The organism is Streptomyces sp. NPDC051286 (assembly GCF_044455345.1).
Lineage (GTDB): Bacteria > Actinomycetota > Actinomycetes > Streptomycetales > Streptomycetaceae > Streptomyces.
The window spans coordinates 17,196-40,566 of sequence record NZ_JBITER010000020.1; the positions used below are offsets into that span (position 1 = coordinate 17,196).

18 protein-coding genes and 3 pseudogenes are annotated in these 23,371 nt (G+C 68.3%); 13 read left to right on the forward strand and 8 right to left on the reverse strand.

Annotated features, from left to right (window positions below):
• Positions 1-550: 550 nt before the first annotated feature.
• On the forward strand, positions 551-1,834 hold the full coding sequence (locus tag ACIBB8_RS20935; RefSeq protein WP_398954178.1) for a DUF6056 family protein: 1,284 nt from the start codon (positions 551-553) through the stop codon (positions 1,832-1,834).
• 256 nt (positions 1,835-2,090) lie between these two features.
• Here ACIBB8_RS20935 and ACIBB8_RS20940 read toward each other — a convergent pair whose 3' ends face one another.
• From ACIBB8_RS20940 to ACIBB8_RS20950, 3 genes and pseudogenes are all read right to left on the reverse strand, one after another.
• Positions 2,091-2,540 carry a HEAT repeat domain-containing protein gene (locus tag ACIBB8_RS20940; protein WP_398954180.1) on the reverse strand — a complete coding sequence of 150 codons (450 nt, stop codon included), beginning with the start codon at positions 2,538-2,540 and terminating at the stop codon, positions 2,091-2,093.
• Positions 2,537-3,787 (reverse strand): IS256 family transposase, encoded by a 1,251-nt coding sequence (locus ACIBB8_RS20945; RefSeq protein ID WP_398954182.1) that lies wholly within the window; start codon positions 3,785-3,787, stop codon positions 2,537-2,539. Before ACIBB8_RS20945 ends, ACIBB8_RS20940 begins: the two co-directional genes overlap by 4 nt.
• Before the next feature lie 124 nt (positions 3,788-3,911).
• Positions 3,912-5,096: pseudogene (locus ACIBB8_RS20950) on the reverse strand (APC family permease); the annotation flags it as partial.
• Positions 5,097-5,576: 480 nt separating this feature from the next.
• On the opposite strand from ACIBB8_RS20950, the gene ACIBB8_RS20955 reads away from it, so the two are divergent.
• Entirely contained in the window at positions 5,577-6,854 is a 1,278-nt protein-coding gene (locus ACIBB8_RS20955; protein ID WP_398954184.1) for a PIG-L family deacetylase, read from the forward strand.
• On the opposite strand, the pseudogene ACIBB8_RS20960 reads toward ACIBB8_RS20955, so the two are convergent.
• A pseudogene (locus ACIBB8_RS20960) lies at positions 6,756-7,073 on the reverse strand (transposase family protein); the annotation flags it as partial. The gene ACIBB8_RS20955 and the pseudogene ACIBB8_RS20960 sit on opposite strands and share 99 nt — an antisense overlap.
• Positions 6,965-7,609 carry a dihydrofolate reductase family protein gene (locus ACIBB8_RS20965; protein ID WP_398954186.1) on the reverse strand — a complete coding sequence of 215 codons (645 nt, stop codon included), beginning with the start codon at positions 7,607-7,609 and terminating at the stop codon, positions 6,965-6,967. The gene ACIBB8_RS20965 and the pseudogene ACIBB8_RS20960, both read right to left, overlap by 109 nt.
• 436 nt (positions 7,610-8,045) lie before the next feature.
• Here ACIBB8_RS20965 and ACIBB8_RS20970 point away from each other — a divergent pair, with 436 nt between their 5' ends.
• On the forward strand, positions 8,046-8,993 hold the full coding sequence (locus ACIBB8_RS20970; protein ID WP_398954188.1) for an ion transporter: 948 nt from the start codon (positions 8,046-8,048) through the stop codon (positions 8,991-8,993).
• A gap of 395 nt (positions 8,994-9,388) precedes the next feature.
• Here ACIBB8_RS20970 and ACIBB8_RS20975 read toward each other — a convergent pair whose 3' ends face one another.
• Positions 9,389-11,800: a ricin-type beta-trefoil lectin domain protein gene (locus ACIBB8_RS20975; protein ID WP_398954191.1), complete on the reverse strand. Its 2,412-nt coding sequence runs from the start codon at positions 11,798-11,800 to the stop codon at positions 9,389-9,391.
• A 427-nt stretch (positions 11,801-12,227) separates the two neighbouring features.
• Here ACIBB8_RS20975 and ACIBB8_RS20980 point away from each other — a divergent pair, with 427 nt between their 5' ends.
• Positions 12,228-13,037, forward strand: a complete 810-nt coding sequence (locus ACIBB8_RS20980) for a DeoR/GlpR family DNA-binding transcription regulator (RefSeq protein ID WP_398954193.1) — start codon at positions 12,228-12,230, stop codon at positions 13,035-13,037.
• Positions 13,038-13,289: 252 nt separating this feature from the next.
• Here ACIBB8_RS20980 and sigJ read toward each other — a convergent pair whose 3' ends face one another.
• Both sigJ and ACIBB8_RS20990 read right to left on the reverse strand, forming a co-directional pair.
• Complete coding sequence (gene sigJ / locus ACIBB8_RS20985; RefSeq protein ID WP_398954195.1) at positions 13,290-14,141, reverse strand: RNA polymerase sigma factor SigJ; 852 nt, start codon at positions 14,139-14,141, stop codon at positions 13,290-13,292.
• Positions 14,138-14,716 carry a carboxymuconolactone decarboxylase family protein gene (locus ACIBB8_RS20990; protein WP_398954197.1) on the reverse strand — a complete coding sequence of 193 codons (579 nt, stop codon included), beginning with the start codon at positions 14,714-14,716 and terminating at the stop codon, positions 14,138-14,140. The genes sigJ and ACIBB8_RS20990 overlap by 4 nt, the downstream gene beginning before the upstream one ends.
• A gap of 65 nt (positions 14,717-14,781) precedes the next feature.
• On the opposite strand from ACIBB8_RS20990, the gene ACIBB8_RS20995 reads away from it, so the two are divergent.
• The 9 genes and pseudogenes from ACIBB8_RS20995 to ACIBB8_RS21035 all read left to right on the forward strand — a co-directional run bounded on the left by ACIBB8_RS20995 (position 14,782) and on the right by ACIBB8_RS21035 (position 23,367).
• A complete protein-coding gene (locus ACIBB8_RS20995) occupies positions 14,782-15,048 on the forward strand; it encodes a hypothetical protein (RefSeq protein ID WP_398954199.1) in 267 nt (88 codons plus the stop codon).
• A 174-nt stretch (positions 15,049-15,222) separates the two neighbouring features.
• Positions 15,223-15,738: pseudogene (locus ACIBB8_RS21000) on the forward strand (oligopeptide/dipeptide ABC transporter ATP-binding protein); the annotation flags it as partial.
• 103 nt (positions 15,739-15,841) lie between these two features.
• The gene (locus ACIBB8_RS21005; RefSeq protein ID WP_398954201.1) at positions 15,842-16,654 is read left to right on the forward strand and encodes an ABC transporter ATP-binding protein; all 813 of its coding nucleotides are present in this window, start codon (positions 15,842-15,844) and stop codon (positions 16,652-16,654) included.
• A gap of 337 nt (positions 16,655-16,991) precedes the next feature.
• On the forward strand, positions 16,992-17,711 hold the full coding sequence (locus ACIBB8_RS21010; protein WP_398954203.1) for a cupin domain-containing protein: 720 nt from the start codon (positions 16,992-16,994) through the stop codon (positions 17,709-17,711).
• Positions 17,708-18,772 (forward strand): hypothetical protein, encoded by a 1,065-nt coding sequence (locus ACIBB8_RS21015; protein WP_398954205.1) that lies wholly within the window; start codon positions 17,708-17,710, stop codon positions 18,770-18,772. Before ACIBB8_RS21010 ends, ACIBB8_RS21015 begins: the two co-directional genes overlap by 4 nt.
• Positions 18,769-19,965: a hypothetical protein gene (locus ACIBB8_RS21020; RefSeq protein ID WP_398954207.1), complete on the forward strand. Its 1,197-nt coding sequence runs from the start codon at positions 18,769-18,771 to the stop codon at positions 19,963-19,965. Before ACIBB8_RS21015 ends, ACIBB8_RS21020 begins: the two co-directional genes overlap by 4 nt.
• Positions 19,962-20,873 (forward strand): hypothetical protein, encoded by a 912-nt coding sequence (locus tag ACIBB8_RS21025; protein WP_398954209.1) that lies wholly within the window; start codon positions 19,962-19,964, stop codon positions 20,871-20,873. Before ACIBB8_RS21020 ends, ACIBB8_RS21025 begins: the two co-directional genes overlap by 4 nt.
• Before the next feature lie 99 nt (positions 20,874-20,972).
• A complete protein-coding gene (locus ACIBB8_RS21030) occupies positions 20,973-21,509 on the forward strand; it encodes a hypothetical protein (RefSeq protein ID WP_398954211.1) in 537 nt (178 codons plus the stop codon).
• An 82-nt stretch (positions 21,510-21,591) separates the two neighbouring features.
• Positions 21,592-23,367, forward strand: coding sequence for an asparagine synthetase B family protein (locus ACIBB8_RS21035; protein ID WP_398954212.1), 1,776 nt, complete (start codon positions 21,592-21,594; stop codon positions 23,365-23,367).
• Positions 23,368-23,371 lie beyond the last annotated feature (4 nt).

The following is a 23,371-nucleotide window of genomic DNA, read 5'->3' on the forward strand; positions in this document are numbered from 1 at the left end:
TCTGCTCCTGATTCCTCCCTGCTCCGTTGCAGTGTTCTTCGAGCAGAGAGTTGTGCAGACTCGGCTCTGTTCAATGGCACGTGCGCTCATGTTCTGCTGAACTGTGTGGCACTCAGCCGTCTTCCGGGGCGGTTCGGAGCTGTCCGGCCCTGTTTGCCCTGACCGCTGCCGGTGAACAGTAGTGCCCGGCCGGACAGCGAGGGGGCGTGGGCTGTGGGGGCCGGCGTTTCCTACCGGTTTCGGCGCCCCGAGGGCTGACACGCCGGAGCGAGCTGGTCCCGACCGCGCCGGCCTGTGGGCGGGCCCGGACGCGAGGGCCGCGGCGCGGTGTCGGACCCGAGCGAAAGGAATACCGGTCGTGGAACGTCCCCCAGGTGAATCCGTTCAGGAGCGACGGAGGGACGGTGTTCCGGACCGCGGGGCAGCTCGGTGGTGGGGATCTCTGTGGGTCGGTTCACTCGCGATTCTCCCCGTCGCTCTGCTGGCGGCCGCGGCCTGGTTCGGCCGTTGGGTGCGTCCATCCGGTGATGACTGGTGCTTTCTGCCCGTCGTGCGTGACGGGGGGCTGTCCGCGATCGTCGGGAAGTTCTACTACCTGGACAACGGGCGCATCATGAACGCTGTGCTGGTCTGGTGCTATGCGCGATTCGGTGTCACCGGGCATCAATGGTTCGGCCTGATCAGCGGTGTGCTGATGCTCGGGCTCCTCTGGGCCGCTGTCGCCGGTGCTCTGCCCAGGGCGGGTATGACGGTGCCACGGGGAGTCCCCCTCCTGTTGGCATCAATGGTGACAGTGATTTTCCTGTTCGGGTCCCCCAACACCTACAAGACGTTCTACTGGCCGGCCGCGTCCGTCTCGCACACCCTGCCGCCCGTGTTCGCCTGCGCTGCGGCCCTTCCCCTTCTGCGGGCCACATCACGACGGGGCAGAGGTTTCGCGCTGCTCACTGTCTTCGTGGCGGGGCTCCTTATGGGCACGCTGTCGGAGGAGACCTGTGTCGTCGGTGTGGTCGTACTGAGCTGCTTGCTGCTGATCAGCGGCCGGGTCTTCCCGCAGGAGCGACGTACCTTCTTCCGCGGCTGGTGCATCGCAGGGATCACCGGAATCGTCATCGGAAGCCTGGTCCTCCTCGGTTCTCCGGGCTCACGGCATCGGCGTGAAAGTCACCATGCCGCGACGATACTCACTCCCGAATCGCTCCTCGGTTCGCTGCGCGGTTTCGCGCACATCGCAGCCATCATTCTCACGACATGGCAGTACCTGGGGGCCTTCGTGGCCGGCCTCCTCCTGGGTCTGCTGGCCCGACAGCACGAAGGCCGCCTTCCCTCGATGAGAAACGGGACGCTGCTCGCCTGGACCGGCGTCTGCGCCCTCCTCGTCTCCGGCTACCTGTGCACGGTCATCACCTACCCGGCCTTCGGGAAGACCGTCGCGACGTCCACACGACTCTGGAACGACTACCTGCTCCTCTATATCCTGCTGCTTGTCCTCGTGGGCGCCCTCCTCGGTCGCGCGTGGAGAGAGCGCGGGCGCCCCACCGGGCCGCCGCAGGCCGCCGCCGCAACCATGTACGCCCTGGTCTGCCTCGCGCTTGCCGTCTCTCTCGTGCATCTCGGCGCCGACATGGCGGTACGCGCTCGGAAATGGGACCACCAGGATCACTGGTTGCGCAGCCAGTCCGCAGCCGGCGCGAAGGTACTCCCCTACACACGGCTGCCCATCAGCAAAATGACAGAACCGTTCGCTGACGACGGACGCAAGGCGTGGCCCGCGTCATGCGTGGCCCGCTACTACCATGTGGAACGCGTGTTCTCGGCGACAGAACTCCCCTGAGCATCGGCACGGGCAGACTGTACGGTCCGAGCACGGGCGGCGCACAACGACCTCACGTACTGCTCAACCCGCGGTCAGTCCGACGGCAGATGAAACGGGACCGAGGTAATGACGATCTTGGGCAGTGGGCGCAGAGCACGGCGCAGGCGGATGGCCGTGCGACTGTGCAGGAGCTGGTGTCGCCGCCGCGAGGTGATGATCTCTGGGACAATCACCGTAAGGGTGAGTTCTGGATGCTGTCGGCGAAGAGCAATAGTCAAGAGTTGTGGTTGGGGCTCTCCGGCTTGGTTGCGGTGATCTCGGCTGCCGCGAGCCGGGCTTCTTCTCGCACCTCTGGGTCGGGGTGGTGGAGGAACGGCTCGATCAGCGGGCTCGCCAGCGGGTCGTGGGTGGCGCCGAGGATGTAGAGGGCGTGTTCGAGGAGTTCACGCTCCATCGTCGGCATGTCGGCGGTCAGCGGTTCGACGAGGTCCAGGGGCAGGCTGTGGTGGTTGAACGCTTCGCTGATCGAGTTCAGTGCGGACTCGCGGACCTTGATCACGGGTTCGTTGATGGCCAGGCTGACCAGGCGTCCGACGACGAGGCGGGTGGTGTCCGCGTCGAGTGTGGTGCCGCGCAGGAGGTCTCCGAGGACGTCGGCGGCGACGTCGCGACGGTTCGGATCGCGGTCGGTCAGTGCTTCAAGAGCGGCAAACATCTCGTTCATGCCGCCACCTCGGACCGCTCGACCAGGACGCCGTTCTCGAAGCGTGCGCCAGCGCGGACCAGGGGCACCAGGTGGGCTCCGGTGATCGCGCGCCACCGCGCCTGAGCGGACTCGACCAGCTTGAACACCATCGCGAGCGCGGCCGCCGGGCTGCCCGCACCGCGAGTGACCTTGGTGCGGAGCTTGACGGTCGAGAAGGTCGACTCGATGGGGTTCGTGGTCCGCAGATGGATCCAGTGCTCTGCCGGGAAGTCGTAGAACGCGAGCAGTTCGTCCCGGTCGTCGGTGATCTTCGCGACCGCCTTCGGGAACTTGGCGCCGTAGGTCTTCGCGAACGCCTCGATCGCCTTCTCGGCGTGGCCGCGGTCCTCGGCGTTGTAGATCTCCTGCATGGCCTTCGTCGCCCCGGGTTGGGCGGACTTGGGCAGGCAGTTGGTGACGTTGCGGGCTTTGTGAACCCAACATCTCTGCGGCCGTGCGGCAGGGAAGACCTCGGCGAGTGCCCGCCAAAGGCCCATGGCGCCGTCGCCGACCACCAGCTCGGGGTCGCGCATGCCGCGGCGGCGGCAGTCGCGCAGCAGGTCGGCCCACGACTCGGTGGACTCCCGCAGGCCCTCGGCGATCGCGATGAGCTCCTTGGTGCCGTCGAGTCGGACGCCGAGCAGGACCAGGACGCACGAATGGGCCTGGCCGAGGCGGACCTTGGGGTGCACGCCGTCGGCCCAGACGTAGACGTAGTCGCGGTCGGACAGGTCACGGGTCTGGAAGGCGGCGTGGTCGTCGCTCCACTGCTTGGTCAGCCGGGTGACGGTGGCGGGCGATAGGCCGGCGGTGCCGCCGAGGAACTGCTCCAGGGCCGGGATGAAGTCCCCGGAGGACAGTCCGTGCAGGTAGAGCAGGGGCAGCACCTCGGAGATCTTCGGCGACTTGCGGCACCACGGCGCGAGGATCTTCGAGGAGAACCGCTTGCGCTCGCCGGTGGCGTCGTCGACGCGTCGGTCGTTCACTCGTGGGGCCCTGACCTCGACCGGGCCGGCGGCGGTGACCACGGTGCGGGTCCGGTGGTGGCCGTTGCGCACCACCAGCCGGCGCCCTTGCTCGTCGGTCTCCGCGGTCAACTCGGCTATGTACTGGTTGACTTCCGCCTCCAGCGCGGCGGCCAGCATCCGGCGGGCGCCTTCGCGGACGATCTCGTCGATCAGGGAGCCGGACGGGGTGGAGCCGTCGTCGGTGACTACGCTGAGCACGGGCGTGCCTTCCCGACCCGCGCTGCGAACGCGGGCCTACTCGGAGACCATCAAAGGATCATTCGGGAAGGTACGCCCTCCGCGTCCCTGCCGGAACCGATCCACAGGTCTCCAGCATTGCTCGTCGGCGAAGTGCCTCAAGGTAGCGGACCAGGGGTGCGACGACCGCGCGGTAAGGAGAGACAATCACCTCCAGCGGGAGATGGTCGCCCCACAGTGACCAGTAGTCGCGGAAGCGCTGTGCTTCGTCCTCGGCGACGCTGATGTGCAGGGCGAGAACAGGCTGCTGGAGTGAGGCGGCGTACGCAAGTGCGCGCATGCTGGCGAGGTCCAGCGTCGCGATGGCGACGACGCACAGGTGACGGACCTCTTCGGGGAGTTCTTCGCTCTCCCGGTTCATCTCGGCGGGAGGAATGCCGTGTTCGTGCTGGACCGGGGGCTGCCCTTGCGCAACCGGCCCCGCAAGGGCGTGTGCGGGCAGCTCGATGGCGTGCGGATGCAGTTGAAGGGCGGCACGGGCGGCTTCGTAGTGCCGCCGGATCCGAGTGGTCGCCAAGAGGAACAGCACGACAGCGACGATGGCCACCCAGGCACCTGAGGTGAATTTACTGATGCCCGCAGTAATGAACACAACCGCCGACAGCAGCGCGCCCATGGCATTGAACAGCAGACTCTTGCGCCAGTGGCGACTTCGCCGTCGCCACCAATGGACGACCATTCCGGTCTGCGACAGGGTGAAAGCGAGAAAAACACCGAAAGCGTAGAGCGGAATGAGCGAGGCGGTTTGGCCGTTGAAGGCAACGAAGACGAGGGCGGCGGTAACGGACAGCATGATGATCCCGTTGCTGTAGGCCAGACGGTCGCCCAATCGCATGAAGATGCGTGGTGCGTAGTCGTCGCGCGCCAGAAGGGACAGCACCCGAGGGAAGTCGTTGTATGCGGTATTCGCCGCGAGGAGAAGTACCGCGGCCGTGGCAGCCTGAATGCAGACGTACATCCACCCCGAGCCGAAGGTCAGACGCGCGAGCTGGGAAAGAACGGTCTCGCGGGCGCTCGGCACCACGCCGGTGCAGTAGATGAGGACGACGATTCCCGCGAACATCGCAATGAGCAGGCCGACCATCCAGGTCAAGGTGGTGCGGGCATTGCGCCACTCGACGGATCTGAACGCCGGTACGGCATTGGAGATCGCCTCGATCCCGGTCATCGCCGTGGCCCCCGAGGAGAAGGCACGCATGATCAGGAGCAGGCCGACCGTCTCGGTGACGGGTACGGTCGGTGCGAGACGCGGCTGAAAGTCCTGGTTGGCCCATGGGTATGGCCTTCGGTGGACGGCTGGTTGCTTCACGTGCGCTGGGGGTCTGTTCAGTCGGGCAGATTCGTGGCGTAGATCCACTTCACTCACTGGATATTCGGCCGTTCCGGCGAGTCGGTCGTTTTGCGCAGTCCAACTACCGGTACCCCTATGAGTTGTGCGCTTCGGCGAAGCCCAAGGGACCTCGCGGGGGTGTCACACTCGCGACCACGATTCGCCCCGGACCACCCCCGAGCCTGGACAAGATGCGACCCAAAAGGATGAGAAGGGCGGAGTGGTCGAGTGGAGTGCACGAAGGGCAACAAGAGAAGTGGCTCTGCGCACCGGCTGATTCCCGCTACGGCGCTGGTGATTTTCGCAATTCTGGGATCATCGTGCTCTTCGAGTGATTCCCCTCTCGCAAACAGGGTCGCGGGCCCCACGTCGCACCAGACGTCGAAGGCTGCGCAACAACCTCATGGATGCCAACGCACCATGGTCGGTGTCGCGCATCCCGACGACGACCTCTACTTTGTCGACCCGGAGATCAGGAAGACGATCCATGCCGGATGCGCGGTCACCACCGTTTATCTCACCGCGGGCGATGACGGGAAGAGCTCACAGGCAGCCCGGAACTACGTCGTGAGAAGAGAGAACGGGGTGCGCGCGGCCTATGCGGAGCTTGCAGGGGCCCCAGATCGCTGGGCCGAGGGCAGCACACGGGTCAACGGCCGCAGCATCAGATCCTTCAGCCTCGAAAGCGGTTCGCAATCACCCGTCAAACTGGTCTTCCTGGGACTGCACGACGGCCTTCCCCACGGACAGGGAAGTGAGAGCATGCTCAAACTGTTCCTGGCAACCCGTAAACGGATTCAGCTGTTCCAAAGCATGGAAAGCTACACCGAGGACCAGCTCCTTCGAACCCTGTCCGACCTCGCCCGGCAGGAAAGAGCGCAACGTATTCTCACGCTGGACTACGACAACGCTTCCTTCGCCTTCGGCCTCCGCGGCAAGGTCGACCACAGCGATCACGGCATCGGAGCCAGATACTTCAGAAAAGCCGGATACCTCTCCGGCATCCCCGTCGCGTCCTATCTCGGATACACCGTGTCGTCACTTGAACCCAACCTGCTCCCTGCGCAAGTGGCTGAAAAGGAAGCGGCTGTCAGACGCTACATCGCGCATACCAATTGCCATACCAAGAGCATTTGCACCCTGACCGGGACCTACAAGGGGCCGCTCCCACTCGACGATTCGGACTGGGTTCATCGTCAGTACCAGCAAGAGCACCGGAACCCGCGCCTCGGAGAAATCATCGGAGACATTGGGAGAACTACCGAGTTCAGCAGCAGGGATCCGGAGCAGTGCCTCGAAGCGGTGAACAAACAGACGAAGTACGACGCAGTCCGGATCAACAGCTGCAATGGAACCAGCGCACAGAAATGGGAAATCAGGAACGACGGAACGATCAGAACAAGACTTTACAGAGGATATTGCCTCACCGAACTGACCAGCAGCGCCGGCCTGGCGCTGTGTGACGCATCACGCCCAGAACAGAAATGGGCTCCCCAACCGTGGAAAAGTACCACCTGGAAGCGCACGGCATGGCGAATCGCGGGAGAGAAAGGCATGTGCCTCTACCAGAACGACCGCTCACTCCCCCCTCACTGGAATTCAAGGACGGTGCAGCACCCCCGACTCGGTCTCGTCAGCTGCAACAAGCAGCCTGAGCCGGAGCTCTATTGGCGCTGGACAGCAGGAACGGCACAATAACGTTTTCTGGACGCCGATGCCGGCGCCGGTGTAGCCGAGGTCGGCCAGGGTGGGCAGGCCGTCGGCGGCAGCGCGGTAGAGCGCGGGTAGCGCGTGGATGCGGGCGGCGGTCAGGCCGTGAACCGAGCCGGGCTCGACGTCGGATACCCGCAGCGGGGTGCCGTCCGGAGCAGCGATGAACTGCAGGTTCCCGGCGAAGTGTTTGGCCTTGCCGGAGTACCAGAGGTCGGTGCCCTGCTCAGTGGTGCCGGTGACGGCGTCGCAGCGAATGAGGGTGCACGCACATCTGCGGCGTTGCCAAAACGGCCTGATAGCTCCGCTATGAGGCCGCTTCGGCGCCTTGCAGCTGCACGCACGGCCGCCTCTGCGGCGAGAGCCGCGCCGCCGATGGCGATGTCGCCCTCCCCCGGCTCGGCTCGCAACCGCTCGATCTCCTCCGCCAGGCCGCCGGAGGCCAGGCGGGCATTGCCCTTCACCGCGGACAGCGTGGTGGAGAACACCACCTTTGGCAGAGGATTCCAGAGCGCGGCCCACTCGAGCATTGAGTCGTCGAGCGATGGATCCTGCTCGGCGGTCTCCCAGTACAGCATCGTCTCGTACAGCCGTCGTCCCAACAGGTGGACGCCGACCTGTCGAATCTCGTCGATGGAGAAGCGAAAGACGTCCTCGTCGGGCGCCGTCCAGTCGAAGCCGCCGTCCGGCCCGACGATGTAGCCATCAAGTGAGCTGGCCATCGAATAGGTCACTTTGCGCATCAGAAGTCCTCCTCGGTGACGGGTTCGACAGTACGACCGCCAAACGCCGCAGGGCTCATCGCGACTCGCGGGATCCCCCTGAGGCGAGTCACCTCACGAGCTCATCTCGTAGAGAAAACCTCAATGACCCAAACATCACATAGAGGACCCAGCGCAACGCAATCAGACGTGGCGACGTGTCGAGTTGACGCGTGGCGTCTTGTGCCGCTGAGACAGGACTCGATACGGCGATCTGTTGACTGGTCCCCTCTGTCGGTGAGCCCGGGCTCATTCCGGCTCCCGAGGATCGGACGTTGCGTATCCAACAAGATCAATAGAGGATGCGGAGGCGGCGGAAACGGGGTGTTGCCCGGTCAGCCGTGTTCACGGGCGAGGCCTGCGGACGCTGCGGAGGCGGCGGCCGGGAACAGTGTGCTGCACGGAGGAACAGAGCAGGATGACGGACGGCGGCCCCACGGCCCGAGTGACCCCAGCCCGGGTATCCCTGGCGCGCCGGTGCCGCGCCCTCACGGAAGCGCGCTGGTTCGCCGTCACCGTGTTCACCCTGATCCTCACCAACGCCGCGCTACTCGGCCTGGAGACCTACAGCGGACTGGTTGACGACTGGCACCGGTGGCTTCATCTTGCCGAGCACGCCTGCGTCGCCGCCTTCACGGTGGAGATTGTCCTGCGCCTGGCCGCCCACGCCGACCGCCCGCGCTCCTTCTTCCGCGATCCGTGGAACCTTTTCGATCTCGTCGTCGTCCTCAGTGCGTTCCTGCCCGTCGTGCGGGAGAACACCACCGTGCTACGGCTGTTGCGGCTGGCCCGTGTTCTGCGTTCAGCCCGCTTCCTGCCGCAGCTGCGCGTCTTCCTGATCGCGGTCGGCCGCAGCCTTCCCGGCACACTCAGCTTCCTGGTCGTGGGCGCGCTGCTGCTGTACGTCTACGCGATGGTGGGCTGGGTCTTCTTCTCGCACCACGACCCCGAGCACTTCGGCTCAATCGGTCGCGCCGTCCTCACCCTCTTCCTCCTGATGACCCTGGACGGCATCGGTGACGCCGTCCGCACCGGCCTGGAGATCTCCCGCTGGAGCATCGTCTACTACGCGTCCTACGTCCTGCTCGCCTCCTTCGTCCTGGTCAACGTCCTCATCGGCGTGGTCATCACTTCACTCGACGAGGCACGGGACATGGAGACGGAAGGGCCACCGACGCAGCAGGGACCGGAGGACGCGAATCTGCTGCGAGAACGCATCGCCACTGCCCGCCGCGCCCTCGACGACCTCGAGGACGAGCTCGCCCACGCGGCTGTGCACTTCACAACATCCGGCGAAGAGCGGGAAGTCGTCGCAGCCCGGCCGCTGGCAGGAAGGGCGCCGGCATCACGAGTGGGACACCAGTGACCTCTACGGCGAGTCGGAGCCGATGCCGGCTGTGATCGCCGACTTGAGGTGGCGGCGGCAATACGTTTACGCAGCGGGGGCAGCACGCCAGCCTGAGGTATGGGTCGCTCGGCAAGGGTGGAGGCAAGCTCTGTGCCGGTCAGGATGCTTGCGCTCGCCGACTCCGCCATCCCAGTACAACCACTCCGCTTCTGCCCCCGCCCACACCAGCAGATGACGGCATAACAGCCAAAGTCCGCGCACCGCCTTCTCGGATCCCCAAGCACGATCCGGTCCATCAGAGAAGCAGTTCAGCGGACACCACCCCTGGTGTCCGCTGAACTGCTGGCTCAGGCCCATTCAACGGCATCGAGGTCGAAGGACGAGCTCACAGACCCATGGGTACGAGCGGACGGCTACGGGAGCGTCCACCGCTGGTTGGCACCGCCAGTGCAGTCCCAGATCACCAGCTGGGTGCCGTTGGTCGTCGTGGATGCGGGGGCGTCGAGGCAGCGGCCCGACTGAACGCCCTTCAGGGTGCCGTCGGGCTGTGGCGCCCACTGCTGGTTGGCGCCGCCGGTGCAGTCCCACTGAATCACCTGCGTCCCGTTGGCGGTGCCCTGGCCGGTGACGTCCATGCACTTGCCGTTGTGGGTCAGGGCGCCGTTGGACCAGGTCCACACCTGCGCGCTCCCCCCGTTGCAGTCCCACAGCTGCACCGGGGTGCCGTTCGCGCTGGAGTCGTCCTTGGCGTCGACGCATTTGTCGGCCAGGCCCGAGGTGATCGGGCCGACGTGGGACGAGACCGTGCCCGGGGCGAGGGCGAAGTTGTCGAACTGGTCGGTCTGGTATCCGGTCACGCCGAGGCCGGCCTGCCCGTTGGTGTAGCTGGAGTCGGTGGCGGTGCCGACGGTGACGCCGTCCACCACTGCTGAGAGGGTCGAGCCCTCCAGGGCGAACGCGACAGTGTGCCAGCTGCCGGTGCCGAGCGCGGTGGTCCTACCGCTGGCCAGGGTGGTGAAGGTCCACTTGGCGTTGCTCTTGTCGATGGACCAGGCGCCGGTGTCGCTCACGCGCAGGTGATAGGCGTTCAGGCCGTTGTTGTTCTTGGCCTGCTGGTTGACGCGGCCGAGCAGTTCGACGCTGCCTTCCTTCTCAAGCATGGTGTCGACGGTGACGGTGTAGTTGCTCCACGTGCCGTCACCCATGAACGTGTACGGGGCGTTGTAGGGCTCGTCGGTCCATCGGATCGGCGTCGTCGGGGCCATCTGGCGCAGGCAGGTTCCCGAGCGGCCACCACCGCAGGCCACGGTCTGGAACGCGCCGTTCATGTCGGAGAAGTACTTCGGCGATGTGGTGGTGGCGGGTGTCTCGAAGGTGTCCGCATACGGCAGGTCGAGTGCGCCGGGTGCCGGCGGGGTCGCGGTGCCCTTGCCCTGGCCGGTCGTGGTGGTCACGGTGTAGACATAGCCGGGCTGGAGAGTGAGGTTGAACTTGCCACCGCGCGGGGTGATGTCCTGCTGGCGGACGAACCAGCTCGCCGAGTCCCCCGACTTGACGTCGGTGGCCCAGACGTGGACCCGGCCCTTGGACAGGCCGCCCTTGACGGTGAACCCGGCGCTCTGGGCGTCGGTGGCGTCCATGGTCTCGATGACCGTGCTGTAGTCGGAGTTGTTCGTCGACTTCATCGTCACGTAGCTGCCGTTGGTGCGGTTTCCGCCGAGGTATCCGCCCGCGGAGTCGATGTAGTGCCAGCCAGGTTGGGTGAACTGTGTGGTGTGCGCGGTCACCCATGCGGTCTTGCCGATTTTGTAGTTGCCGGACCAGGGCTGGTTGGCGATGGACATCCCGTCGGTGGAGAAGTTGAGGTTCGGGTAGAGCGCGGCGATGACCGGCCAGTTGAAGTAGGCCGTCATTCTCCCGTCGAGGTAACCGCGGTTGATCGACCGCGCCACGGCGGGCGCGCCGGCGTCGGTGTCCTGGGAGCCGTTCTCGCTGGCCCACAGCGGCTTGCCGAGACCCTGTGCCGTGGCGGTGCTGGAGCAGGTGGTGTAAGCACCCAGGTAGCCGCACGGATAGTGGACGCCGACGACGTCGACAGCGTCGTTGAACGCCGGGTCCTTGGCCATGTCGTCCGCTACTTCCCAGCCGCTGTCCGAGGCGACGACCTTGGTCGCATACCCGCGCGAGGTGAGTGTGGCCTTGAGTTCCTTGTACCAGGCCTCGTCGTAGCCGCGCTCGTTCCAACCGCCGAGGTAGTCGATCGTCAGGTCGTGCTTCGCCGCGCAATCCATATAGGACATCAGATAGTCGATGGTGTCCTGGGACCAGAAGTTGCCGCCGCCGATCCAGCCGGGGGCGCCCCAGGACAGCGCGGCAAGCTTGATACCGGGGTTGCGGGCCTTGGCCTGCTCTGCCATCCACCACTCGTAGCCCTGGTTGCAGTCGACGGTGCCGGCCGTGTGCATGTGACTGGGCTCGGCGCCGTCGGTGGAGTTGGTGTCGCCGCCGATCTCCAGCTTGAGCAGTTGGAGCGAGGCGCCGTAGCCGGGCTTGAAAAGGTAGTCGAGGAGATCGCTTCGCTGCGGCTCCGGGTAATCGGCCAGGAGCCGGGAGTTTCCGCCGCCGCCGGAGATGGCGCCGACACCGTCGAAGGCCAGGCCCGGCTTGGTGCCGTCGATGGTGATCGAGGTCTGCGGCGTGACCGTGGTCTGCGGCGTGGGCGCGGCTTGCGCGACGGTGGGAGCGGCCAGGCCGGTGAGCGTGCTCAGCAAGAGGCTCGCCACTGTGGCGAGCGTGCGCCAACGACGCACTGGTCCCCGAGTCATGCTGACTCCTTCGGGATTCGGATGCCTGTGAGCCCACGGCGCGCTGAAGACCTGAAGAGAACCCGAACTGCCGGGAGAATCACGCCGCATCCCCACGAGGCGCATGGGCAGGAAGTTGCTCGAACACGCCAAATATGAAGTCTGAATAAACAGATGTCAACGGTTAGTAACAGAATCGCGCACAGCTGTGCAGGTGAGCCGTAACGCCCCGACAGGGGCACTGCCGTGATTGCCAGCCGTCCGCACGCACGGCCGGCTGCGCACACGATGGGTGCCGGCCGGATCGGCTGACGAGGTCCGCACCGGACGGCCGGGGTCACGTTGCCCTGCCTTGCGGTAGTCTGCATTTGTTGAATTGTGATGCTTTCCGTGTGTCTACCATGACGTTCATGGTGGAGTCGACACACAGACGATCAGGGATGGGCTTGTGACGGACGCAGGACTGCTCGCACCCCAGCGCAGGGCACTGATTCTCGACATCGTGCGCCGCGAGGGAGCCGTGCGTGTGGCCGACCTCGTCGACCAGCTCGGGGTCTCGGACATGACCATCCGCCGCGACCTGGACGCCCTGGCCCGCGCCGGCTCCGTGGAGAAGGTGTACGGCGGCGCCGTGGCGACATCCGGGACCACCGCCGACGAGCCGGGGTTCGAGGCCAAGTCCAGACTCGAATCCACGGCCAAGGCGGCCGTGGCCACGGCCGCGGCCGCCCTCGTGGAACCGGGAAGCGTGGTCGCAATCTCCGCGGGGACGACGACCTACGCCGTGGCGGAGCGACTCCTGCACGTCCCCCGTCTCACGGTGGTGACGAACTCACTGCCCGTCGCCGATCTCCTGCGGGCCGCAGGCCGGGAACAGGGCGCCGCTGCTCCGACACTGCTGCTGACGGGCGGCGCCCCCACCAGGTCGGCCGCCCTGGTCGGCCCGCTGGCCGACCAGGCCATCCGCTCCTTGCATGTGGATCTGCTGGTCATCGGGGCCCACGGCGTGTCCGAGCACGCGGGTCTGACGACTCCGAACCTCGCCGAGGCACAGACCAACCAGGCCTTGATCTCCTCCGCCAGGCGGGTCGCCGCGGTCGCGGATCACAGCAAGTGGGGCGTCGTGGGCCTCAGCCGGTTCGCCGCCCTGGCCGAGATCGACTACTTCGTCTCGGACGACGGCCTCGACGAACAGGCGCGGTCAGTGCTCACCGAGTCCGTGGGCGAGCTGATCCTCGCGGACACCAGCAGGCCCTGACCACTCCTCCGCTCCGACCGCCGCGGTTCAGTGCGTCTCGACGCTGCCGAGCCGTAGGGCACCGCGCCCGTCATGCCGTCGGTGGCGCACACCGTGGGCCGGTAGTTCCGTTTGCGGGATCGTCCCGATGCGGCTGCGACCGCGTCCGTACGAGTGCGCCCTGTCCTTCGGCGTCCGGCCACTGCGTGGTCGTGAGTGATCCAGGCGGTCCACGCCACCTGGAACACTCACAACGCCAGCGCAGCAGCGGGCTTACCTGGCGAGTTCGGCCGGTTCATCCAGCCGCGTCAGCTTCCGCGGGTTTGCCATCGCATGGATCCGGGCGACTTTCCCGTTTTCCACCACGAGGCTCACCGCGGCCAGTCGGCCGTCGATCTCGATCCGGCCCGCAGGCGCGCCGTTGAGCCACACGGCCGACACCACCCGGTCCGGTCGAGCGAGCATCTTCGCCACGAGTTCGGCCCCGTGGATCGGAGCCGGAGCCGCGGCCGCAAGCCCGCCACCGTCGGCGATAAGAACCACGTCCGGTGCCATGACGTCCAGCAGTTCCTGCAACTGGCCCGTGCGCAGCGCGGTCAGGAACCGTTCCACCACGGCCTGCTGCTCCGACCGGCTCACCTGCACCCGCGGCCGCCGAGCAGCCACATGCTCGCGTGCCCGCCGCGCGATCTGCCGCACTGCGGCCGCGGACTTCCCGATGGCCTCGGCGATCTCGCCGTACGGCATCTCGAAGACCTCGCGGAGCACAAACACTGCCCGCTCGGTGGGCCCGAGCGTTTCCAGCACGGTCAGCATCGCGATCGAGACGCTCTCCGCGAGCTCGGCGTCCTCGGCGACGTCGGGGCTGGTCAGCAGCGGCTCCGGCAGCCACTCGCCGACGTACTCCTCGCGGCTGCGCGACAACGTCCGCAGACGGTTGAGCGCCTGCCGTGTGACGGTTCGGACGAGGTAGGCCCGCGGGTCACGCACCTGCGACCGGTCGACATCGGCCCACCGCAGCCAGGACTCCTGCAGCACGTCCTCCGCGTCGGCCGCCGAACCGAGCATCTCGTAGACGACCGTGAACAGCAGGCTGCGATGGGCGACGAACGGGTCCTCGGTCATGCCGTCGATGCCACGCCGGACGTCTCAGGACACGCGGCCAGCGGAATCTCGCAGGCATCGGAGTAGCCCTGCGACGTGATCCCGTGCGCCGTATTGCACCTGGTCGCCATGTTGGCGAAGCCGATGACCGTGGTGAGTTCGACCAGCGCCGCCGGGCCGAGCCGGTCGAGCAGACGCTTCGACAGCTCGTCGGTGACGGTCGGCGGCGTGTTCGTCATGGCCTCGGCGTACTCCAGCACGTCGCGCTCCAGCGGCGTGAACACCTCCGACTGCCGCCAGCGCGGCACCTGGCTCGCCTTGGCCAGGTCCAGGTCCTGGTTCAGCGCGTGGAAGTAGTTGACGTCGAGGCACCAGCTGCAGCCGACCTGTGCCGCGACGGCCATGTGCGCGAACGTCTTGAGGCTCGCTTCAGCCGCGTCCCACTGGCCCACCTTGGCCGCGAACTCCTTGTTGGCCTCGGCAAGTTTGGGGTTGTTCCACAGCACCTCGTCGGGCTCGGGCACGGCGCCGAGGTGCTTGATCATGTTTTCCCTCATCTCGGTGGGGAGCTCCGCCTTCGGGATGCGCAGTGTCATGGTGTTCTCCTTATCCGTTGGCCTGTCGGCCTGTTCGACATGAAGACACCAGCGGATCCACGAATGTGACAACCACCGCCATCGCGCATGGACCGTCAGCACGCACAGGCCCGTGGCCGCTCTCGGAGACACCCACCCGAACACCCAGCATCCTGGACGGACGGGCCGCATGGGACCTGGTGCCGCCGGTCATCATCGCCGAGAACTTCACCGCCGCGATGACCCTTCCATACCTCGACGGCTGCGGCTGCGCCGCCGCCAACAGCGGTCTGAGCTTTGTCGACCCGCACGCGATGCGCGGCCATGTCACACGGCCGGCAGCGCTCATGTGAACGGCTTGGACGACGCCGGCAGCCTGCTCCCAAACAATCCGGCCAACCCGGTAGTCCTGGACCGCGACATCTTCACCGCGCCGCCGGAGGAGATCGCCGAGGCACGGGTCCTGCGGACGTACGCGCGCCCTCCTCAATCCGCTGCGCAGCGTCGGCGACTTCCTCACCGAAGGGCTGCGCGCGGCCGGCAGTCCCGCCGCCGCGGCCGGCGCACGGGCCGAGGAACTCCTCGACGCCGTGGGCATCCGCGATCCACGGGGCGCGCTGCGCCGCTATCCACACCAGTTCTCCGGCGGAATGCTCCAGCGGGTGGTCATCGCCGCGGCTCCGGCGGCCGAGCCCGCCCTGCTGGTCGCCGACGAGCCGACCACCGCCCTCGACGTCACGACCCAGGCGGAGATCATCGCGATCCTCACCCGGCTGCGGGCCGATCAGGGCACCGGGCTTCTCTTCGTCACCCACGACCTCGAACTGGCCTCGGCCATCTGCGACCGCGTATACGTGATGTACGCGGGCCGGATCGTCGAGACCCGGGACACCGACGAACTGTTCGACCGGCCCCGCCATCCGTACACGGCGGGACTCCTCGCCTGCACCCCCCGCATCGAACCGGGCGCACCGGCCCCGCGGCCCATCCCGGGCCGCCCCGTCTCCCTGGCCGAGGCACCTTCGGGGTGTGCCTTCACGGCCCGCTGCGCCCACGCACAACCGCGCTGCTCGGAGGAGCCTCCGTACTGGCGCGGTACGGCGACGAACTCGCCGCGTGCCACCGCTCCGACGAAGGGATCACACTGTGACCGGCACGAAGAAGGGGCTGGTGGTCGAGGGGCTGCGCAAGCGGTACGGGGACCATGCGGCGGTCGACGACGTGTCGTTCACCCTGGCACCAGGGGCTTCGCCGGCAATCGTCGGGGAGTCCGGCAGCGGCAAGACGACGACTGTACGGATGCTGGTGGGCCCGGCACGGCCGGACGGCGGCACCGTCCGCCTGGACGGCCGGGACCGCTCCGCCCGCGCCCGAAGCCGGGCCGAACGGCTCGCGCGCGCCCGCGAGATGCAGATGGTCTTCCAGGCTCCGTACCTCTCGCTGGACCCACGGGTGACGGTCTCCGACGGCGTCGACGAGTTGCTGCGCCTTCACACCCGGCTGGACGCGGCCGCCCGTCGCTCGCGGGTCGCCGAACTCCTGGACCAGGTGGGCCTCGGCGAACGGGAGGCCGGGGCCCTGCCCCGGCGGCTCTCCGGCGGACAGCGCCAGCGCGTCGCCGTCGCCCGGGCCCTGGCGGTCGAACCCCGCGTCCTCATCCGCGACGAGGCGGTCGCGGCGCTCGACATGTCCATCCAGGCACAGATCCTCGACCTGCTCGCCACGATCCGGCGCGAGTCGGGCATCGGCTACCTCTTCGTCACCCACGACCTCGCCGTGGTCCGGCACATCGCCGACGTCGTCCTGGTGCTCAGGTCGGGCCGAGTCGTCGAGGCGGGCCCGACGCATCGCGTGCTGGACACCCCGGAGCATCCGTATACCCGTCTGCTCCTCGACTCCGTACCGCGTCGCGGCTGGGACCCGAGCCCGGCGACGGCCGGCCGCCGCGCCCTCGACTGACGTGGTCCGGCCGTACACAGAAGCGTCCACACAGGTGCCGGCCTCGTTCCGCAACAGCCGACCGTTCGGCGTCACGCCACAGCGCTCGATGTGCGTACGGAGCATGCACACGAACGGTGTTGGGACGGGCACAGGTCGCGTGCTGCAACCGCGCCGCTTCCACAAGTGCACTTCGTGGTCTGCGCGGTCATCCGTCCACTCCGTGCCACGCGCGTTCGTCCACCGTTTCCTCGCGCTTTGCCCAAGAGCCAGTCCAAAGGCTCCCGTTGTTATGGATCAAGGCCATACGATGCGCTTGCGAAGCGCGCGCCGCGCACAGGAAGACGGGGGAGGCGCGATGTCCGGAAGACCGCATGACGGTATGTCCGACGCCATGCCGGGCGGAGTATGGGGCACGCTCCCCGGCTCCGTGGAGCTGTACCACCTGAGGCTGGACGGTAGCATCGGGCTGGCCGACCGCGAGGGCGCCCGCGAGCTGGGACCCGAGCGGGAGTTTCTCCGCTTCATCGATGACGGGCAGTTCGCCCACTACCTGGTGGGCGACGCGGCAACCTCCCCCGAGCGTCCCTCGAACGCCACGGTCAAACTCGGTGTCGTGGGGCCGCGCAGCGCCTTCACCCCGCATGCCCACGGCGGTGAACACTTCGTCCTCAGCCTCGGCCACGCGGCCTGCGGCCTCTACGACGCGGACCGCGACCTGGTTACCGAAGTCCCGCTGAGTCCCGGGATGTTGATACGGATTCCGGAGATGATGCCGCACTCCTTCGCGAACAGGGGCACCGATCCGCTGACGATCCTCGCGGCCAACACCGGTTACGGGATCGACCACGAGGACTACGCGATCACCGCCGGGGAGGCCGAGCGCCGCGCCGCGGGCGACACCCCCACAGCCGGCCAGGTGGCCGTAGCCGCCGCAACCGACTATCGCACCCTCGCCGCCGCCCTGCGCGACATCGAGCGGCATCAGCAGGACCGCGGCATTACCACCACCACCGTCCGCGAGCGCCTGGCCGCACGACTGCGCCGTGTGGCCACCGCACTTGAGGTCCGCCGGTGATCTGTCCACACTGCGAGAAGAACCTGCTCCGCAAGGAGCGCCCCAACAACACCTGCTCCCACTGCGGGCGCACGTACGCGCTCGACCCCAAGACCAACTCCCTCGGCCTCAGCGACCTGCGGGTGCGCAGGATCGCCGTCAAGGTGACGGAGGAGGGCAGGATCGCGGTGACGCCGGACCAGTTGTGGTACGCGCTCTCGCGCAGGCGCCTCAAAAAGGGCACGTTCGCGCCGGGGTGTACGGAAATCTCACTCTTCGTGGGCCTGATCGTCGGCGTCTTCAGCATCTTCACCGGGTCCGTGCACCTGGCCCTCATCGCGGGCACCCTGCTGCTCGTCGCCGCGGGCTTGGTCCTCGCACGAGCCGCCGGTGCGGGCCGGGGCTTCCCGGTCATGAGCCGTGCGGCGTTCCGTTCGGAGGCGCTCGCGCCCTGGCGATACGTGTACGGCGGGTTGCCGCCCGGGGTGGTCGACGACGCCCCTCCCGTTCCCTCTCCGGCCAGGACTCGCGCGCCCTCCGGTGCTGAGCCGGGGGCCGTACTCCTGTGCCCCGACCGCTCCATCACGGCCTTCCTCGACGCCGACGGCCTGCCCGCCCGTTACGGGATCGCGCTCGCCGAGGATCTCGACGCGGTCCGCGCCCTGTCCACGCGGGGCCCGGTGATCGTGCTCCACGACGCCGACGCGCACGGGGAGCTTCTCGTCCGGCGCGTCCGCGCGGATCTCGGGCAACGCACCGTGATCAACGCCGGGTTGCCGCTGCGCACGGTCCGCGGTCTGGCGCAGGCCGTGCCCTACCGCGACAAGGAGGGGAAGCCCGACAGAGAGACCATGGCGCTCCTCACCGAGCTGGGCGAGTTCACCAAGGCGGAGCTGAAGTGGCTGGGAAAGGGTTGGTGTTTCCCGCTCGTCGGCATGCCCCCCGCCCGGCTGCTCGCCGCCGTCACCCGGGTCGCCGAACAGGTCACACGGAGCGTCGATCCGGAGCGGCGTCGCGCCGCGTCCGTGGGGTTCATGACCTGGCCGGGTCCAGGGGCTCAGGACCACGCGGGTGAGCAATGATCTGCCCCCGCTGCGCCGCCTCGCTGACGGCCAAGCAGCGCAACGGCAGAATGTGCGCGCAGTGCGGGAAGCGCTTCGCGCTCGACCCCGCGGTGCACGGCAAGGGTATGCATGACATCCGTATCCGGGGCATCGCGGAACGCGCCACCGACCACGGCCGCCTGAAGATCACCCTCACCCAGCTCTGGTACCTGTCCCGTAGCCGTAACTACGCCTGGGCCGGGCGGGATCCGCAGGGTGTGCCGGCGAGAATCCGCTGGCTCGTGGCCCTGCCGGTGGCCGCCGCCCTCGTCGCGTGCGCCGTCCTGACCGGCGGAGTGCTCGCGGTCCTCGCCGGCGCCGCCGCGTGCGCCTGCGTCGTCGTCGCGTCGTCCATGCGGCACCGTCCCGGCCAGTCGCCCCATGCGCAGATCATTCCCGCCGAACAGACCTTCCGTGACCTGATGAACGGCTCATGGTCGGCGGTGTACGGGGGGCTACCGGAAGGCGTCGTCGACGACGCCCGCCCCGTGCCCCGGCCGCGCGGAGCGAACCGCTCCGGTGCGTCCGTTCCGGTGTCCCCGCCCAAGGCCGCGATCCTCTGCACGGACCGCGTGGTCGCGCTCTTCCTCACAGCCAATGGCATCCCCGCCCGTCTGGAGGCCGTCCTCGTGGAGGTCGCCGACGCCGACGGAACCAAGGGGCGCCCCACCGTCCTGGCGGCGGCGCTCAGCGCGATCGCCCAGTATCGCAGCGGGCTCCCGGTAGTCGTCCTGCACGACGCCGATCCGCAGGGTGCCCTGTTGGCGCCGCTCATCCGTGGCGCACAGCCCGACCGGGTCGTGGTGGACGCGGGCCTCCCCGTCTCCGCGGCCAGGAACAGACTGGGCGTCGTGCGGCTCGTCCGGCACGATCGGCTCGCCGACGCGGAACAGCTCCGCACGGTCGCGGGCCTGCCCGAGGCCGACGCGGAGTGGCTCGGCGAGGGCTTCTGGAGTCCGCTCGCCGCCGTCACGCCGCGCGTCCTTGAATCGATCGTCGTACGGGCGGTGGAACGGGCGCTGGCCGCCCCGCGGCCCACCCACCATGAGGCCCTCACGCACGGCTTCCTCACCTGGCCGCAGGCGCCACGGTCCCCGAGGACCTCGCGGGCACCTGGCACCCGCCCACCCGGCACCGGCACGTACAAGAAGAAGGGCACCAGCTCCGCATGACGCCGCGACGCCTCCAGGCCCCCGGAATCGGGACCTCCACGGCTCGGGACCCCCGTACCGGCCCCGGGCCGGGCGCCCGCCTCCTCGACCTTGCGATCACCGGCGCCGCCGCGCGCGCCGCGGGCCCGGGCGGCATCAGGTTCACGGAACGGCAGCTCTATTACGAGACCTGCCGTGTCCTGAGCCCGGCCGCGACCCTGCTCCCCCGCATCCCGCGTACCCCGGCCCCTCCTCTGCGGCTGCCCACGTTCACGCGTGCGCTGGAGGCACGGGGCCGGGAGGCCGTGAAGGGGCTGCTCCCACCGGTCCCGTCCGCGCCGTCACGGTCTCTGTCCGCGCCCGATGCCGCCGAACCCGACCTCTACGCCTACGGGCTCCCCCGTCTTCTCGTCTGCCAGGACGGCTCGATCGCCCGGATGCTGCTCGCCAACCATGTGCACCTGGAGGCGGCTTGCCCCGTCCTCGCGGCACCCGACGCCCTGCCGCTCGACCCGCGCCTCGTCGCGGCGCTGGAGCGGGCCGAGGGTGCGACGGTCCATGTGCTGCACGACGCGAGCCCGGCAGGCGTCGGGCTCCCGGCGCAGGTCAGGGCCGCTCTCGGCCCTGTCCCCGGCGTGCGGGTCGCATCGATCGGGCTCGTGCCCCGGCATGCGGCAACCCTGCGCCTTCCGACCGGCCGCGGCCCGGCACCGGATCCGCCGCAGGTGCCCTGGCCGCCCGGGCTGCGGCCCGAGGAGGCCGCATGGCTGGCGCGGGGACGGTTCACGCAGGTCGCGGCCGTGTCACCGCCCCGCCTGGTGCGTACGGTGCTGCGCCTCACGCGGGGACCGCGACCGCCCCGGAATTCCATGTGGTCCGACCTGCGCGGGCTGCGCACCACGGGTTTCCTGACCTGGCCCGCCTCGTGATCCGCCGCGTCACCCGCCCGTGAACCGCGCGGCGACTGGTCCCAACGAGCCCCTCTTCCCGCGGCCACGACCGCCCCACAGACCCGAGGAACGCAGACGATGATCCGACCTCAAGAGATCGGCTACTCCGACGAGCTGCTCGCCGACGGCAGCGTCCACCGGCGTTACGAGGACGGCCGGCAGGAGTGGCGCCACCGCGAGAGCTCCTCCCCTCACCTCGTGCGCTGGCACGACAACCGGAATGCCTCCGGCACCGACGAACTCCTCGGCAACCACATCGTCAAGCGGGTCCTCGCCGACGGCACGGCGACATACGCCCGGGACATCGGATACGGCCGCACCCTGTGGGGCCGCGGCGAGACGGTGATGGTCAACCGGACGTCGTTCGGCGGCAGGATGGGCGTCATGCTCGCGGGCCTGGGCATAGCGGGCCTCGCCATCACCGCCGCCCAGCTTCCGCCGCTGAGCATGAGCCCGGAAGAGGAAGAGGAGCTCCGCCAGCAGCAGGCGCAGAGCCAGTCGGCGTCCTCGGGCGACTCGGGCGGGGGCGGCGATTCCGGTGGCGGCGGGCCGGACGACTGGGACGCGGGCTGGGACGACGGCGGCGACACCTGGAGCGACGACGACTTCGGCTGAGCCTGCCGCGTAGGCACCACCAAAAGCCGTAGGAGCGGCGGCAGCAGTACGGAACACGGAACACCGAGGAAAGGAGCCGTTCATGGCACGCTTCTGCGTCTGCCTGTCCCCGACCACCCGGCAGGCCCGGGCCCATGTCGAGGCGATGGGTGCGGCCGGGACCGGCCGGGCATCCGCGGACGTCCCCGGGGCTGCCCTGGGGCGGATCGCGAACGAACCCGGCCGCGCCGACGGCCCGTTCACGGCATTCGGCCTGACGGCGATAGGCGAGGTCACCCTCCACAACCGCCCGGCCCTCCTGTCCGCGCTGCATGCCGAGGGGACCCCCGTACCTGCCCGCTGCTCCGACGGTGAACTGCTGCTGCGCTGCTGGGCGCGGCTCGGCGACGCGGGAGTGGCGTTGGCCGAAGGCATGTTCGTGCTGGCCGTGCTGGACGGCACGGACCTGATCCTGATCCGCGACCACGTGGGCGCCCGGACGCTCTTCTACGCCCGCGCCGAAGGATCTTGGGCGGCCTCGACCTCGCTGCGGGCGCTGCGGCGCTGGCCCGCGCTCGGCACCTCGATGAATCTGTCCGCGGTCCGTTCGTTCCTCACCTTCGCCTATCTGCCGGGCGAGGAGACGCTCCTGACGGGCGTGCGGGAAGTCCTGCCCGGGCGGGTGCTGCGGCTGGCGGAGGACGGCGCGGTCACCGAGACCGTGCACTGGGAGCCCCGCGAGCACATCGCGGAGCCGGTGCCGCAGGATCCGACGGAGCATGTCCTGGCCCTGCGGGCGCTCCTGGAACAGGCGACGGCCGAGAGGCTCCCGGAGGCGGAGCCGGCAGCGGTCCTTCTCTCCGGCGGGATCGACAGCTCCCTCGTCACTGCGCTGGCGACGAAGCTCCACAGCCATCCGGTGCACACGTACTCGATCAGTTTCGGCGACGAACTCCCCAACGAGCTGGGCTACTCGGGCCTGGTGGCCGCCCACTGCCACACCCGCCACCGGGTCCTGAACGTGTCGGGGAAGACGGTCGCCTCACGGCTCGCGGAGGCGGCTGCGCTCCTGGACAGCCCGGTGGGCGATCCGTTGACGGTCCCGAACCTGTTGCTCGCGGAGACCGTGGCTGCGGACGGCGCGTCGGTGGTCCTCAACGGCGAGGGCGGCGACCCTGTCTTCGGCGGCCCGAAAAACCTGCCGATGCTGGTGCAGGAAATGCACCGTGAAGCGGGGGCGCCCTGGGACGAGGACCGGGCGACGGCGTATCTGCGCTCGTACCGCAAGTGCTGGACGGACCTCCCCACGCTACTGACCCCGCAGACGCTGGACGCACTGCGGGATGCCCCGCGCCCCCAGCGGTTCGTGGAGCCTTATCTGACACCGGGCGTCGACAGCCCGCACCGCATGGGCCACCTCCTCAACCAGCTCCTGCACTGCAATCTTCGGACCAAAGGCGCACACCACATCCTGACCAAGGTGGAGCGCCTGACGGCGTCGCAGGGCATCGAGGGCCGGTCACCGCTCTTCGACCGCCGGGTCGTCGACCACGCGTTCGCGACGCCGCCGACGTACAAACTCCGTGGCTCCGCGGAGAAGTGGATCCTCAAGGAGGCCGTGCGCGACCTCCTCCCGGACACAGTCGTCGACCGCCCGAAGAGCGGGATGCGGGTGCCGGTCCAGCAGTGGCTGACGGGTCCGCTGCGCGACCTCGGAAACGATCTGCTGCTGAGCCGGCAGTCGGCCGACCGGGGCCTGTTCCGCCCGGACACGATCCGCGCCTGGATGAAGGGCGAGGGCACGCTCCTGCCCCGTCACGGCGGCAAGCTGTGGCTGGTGCTGACACTGGAACTGTGGCTGCGGTCATACGCGTTGTGAGAAA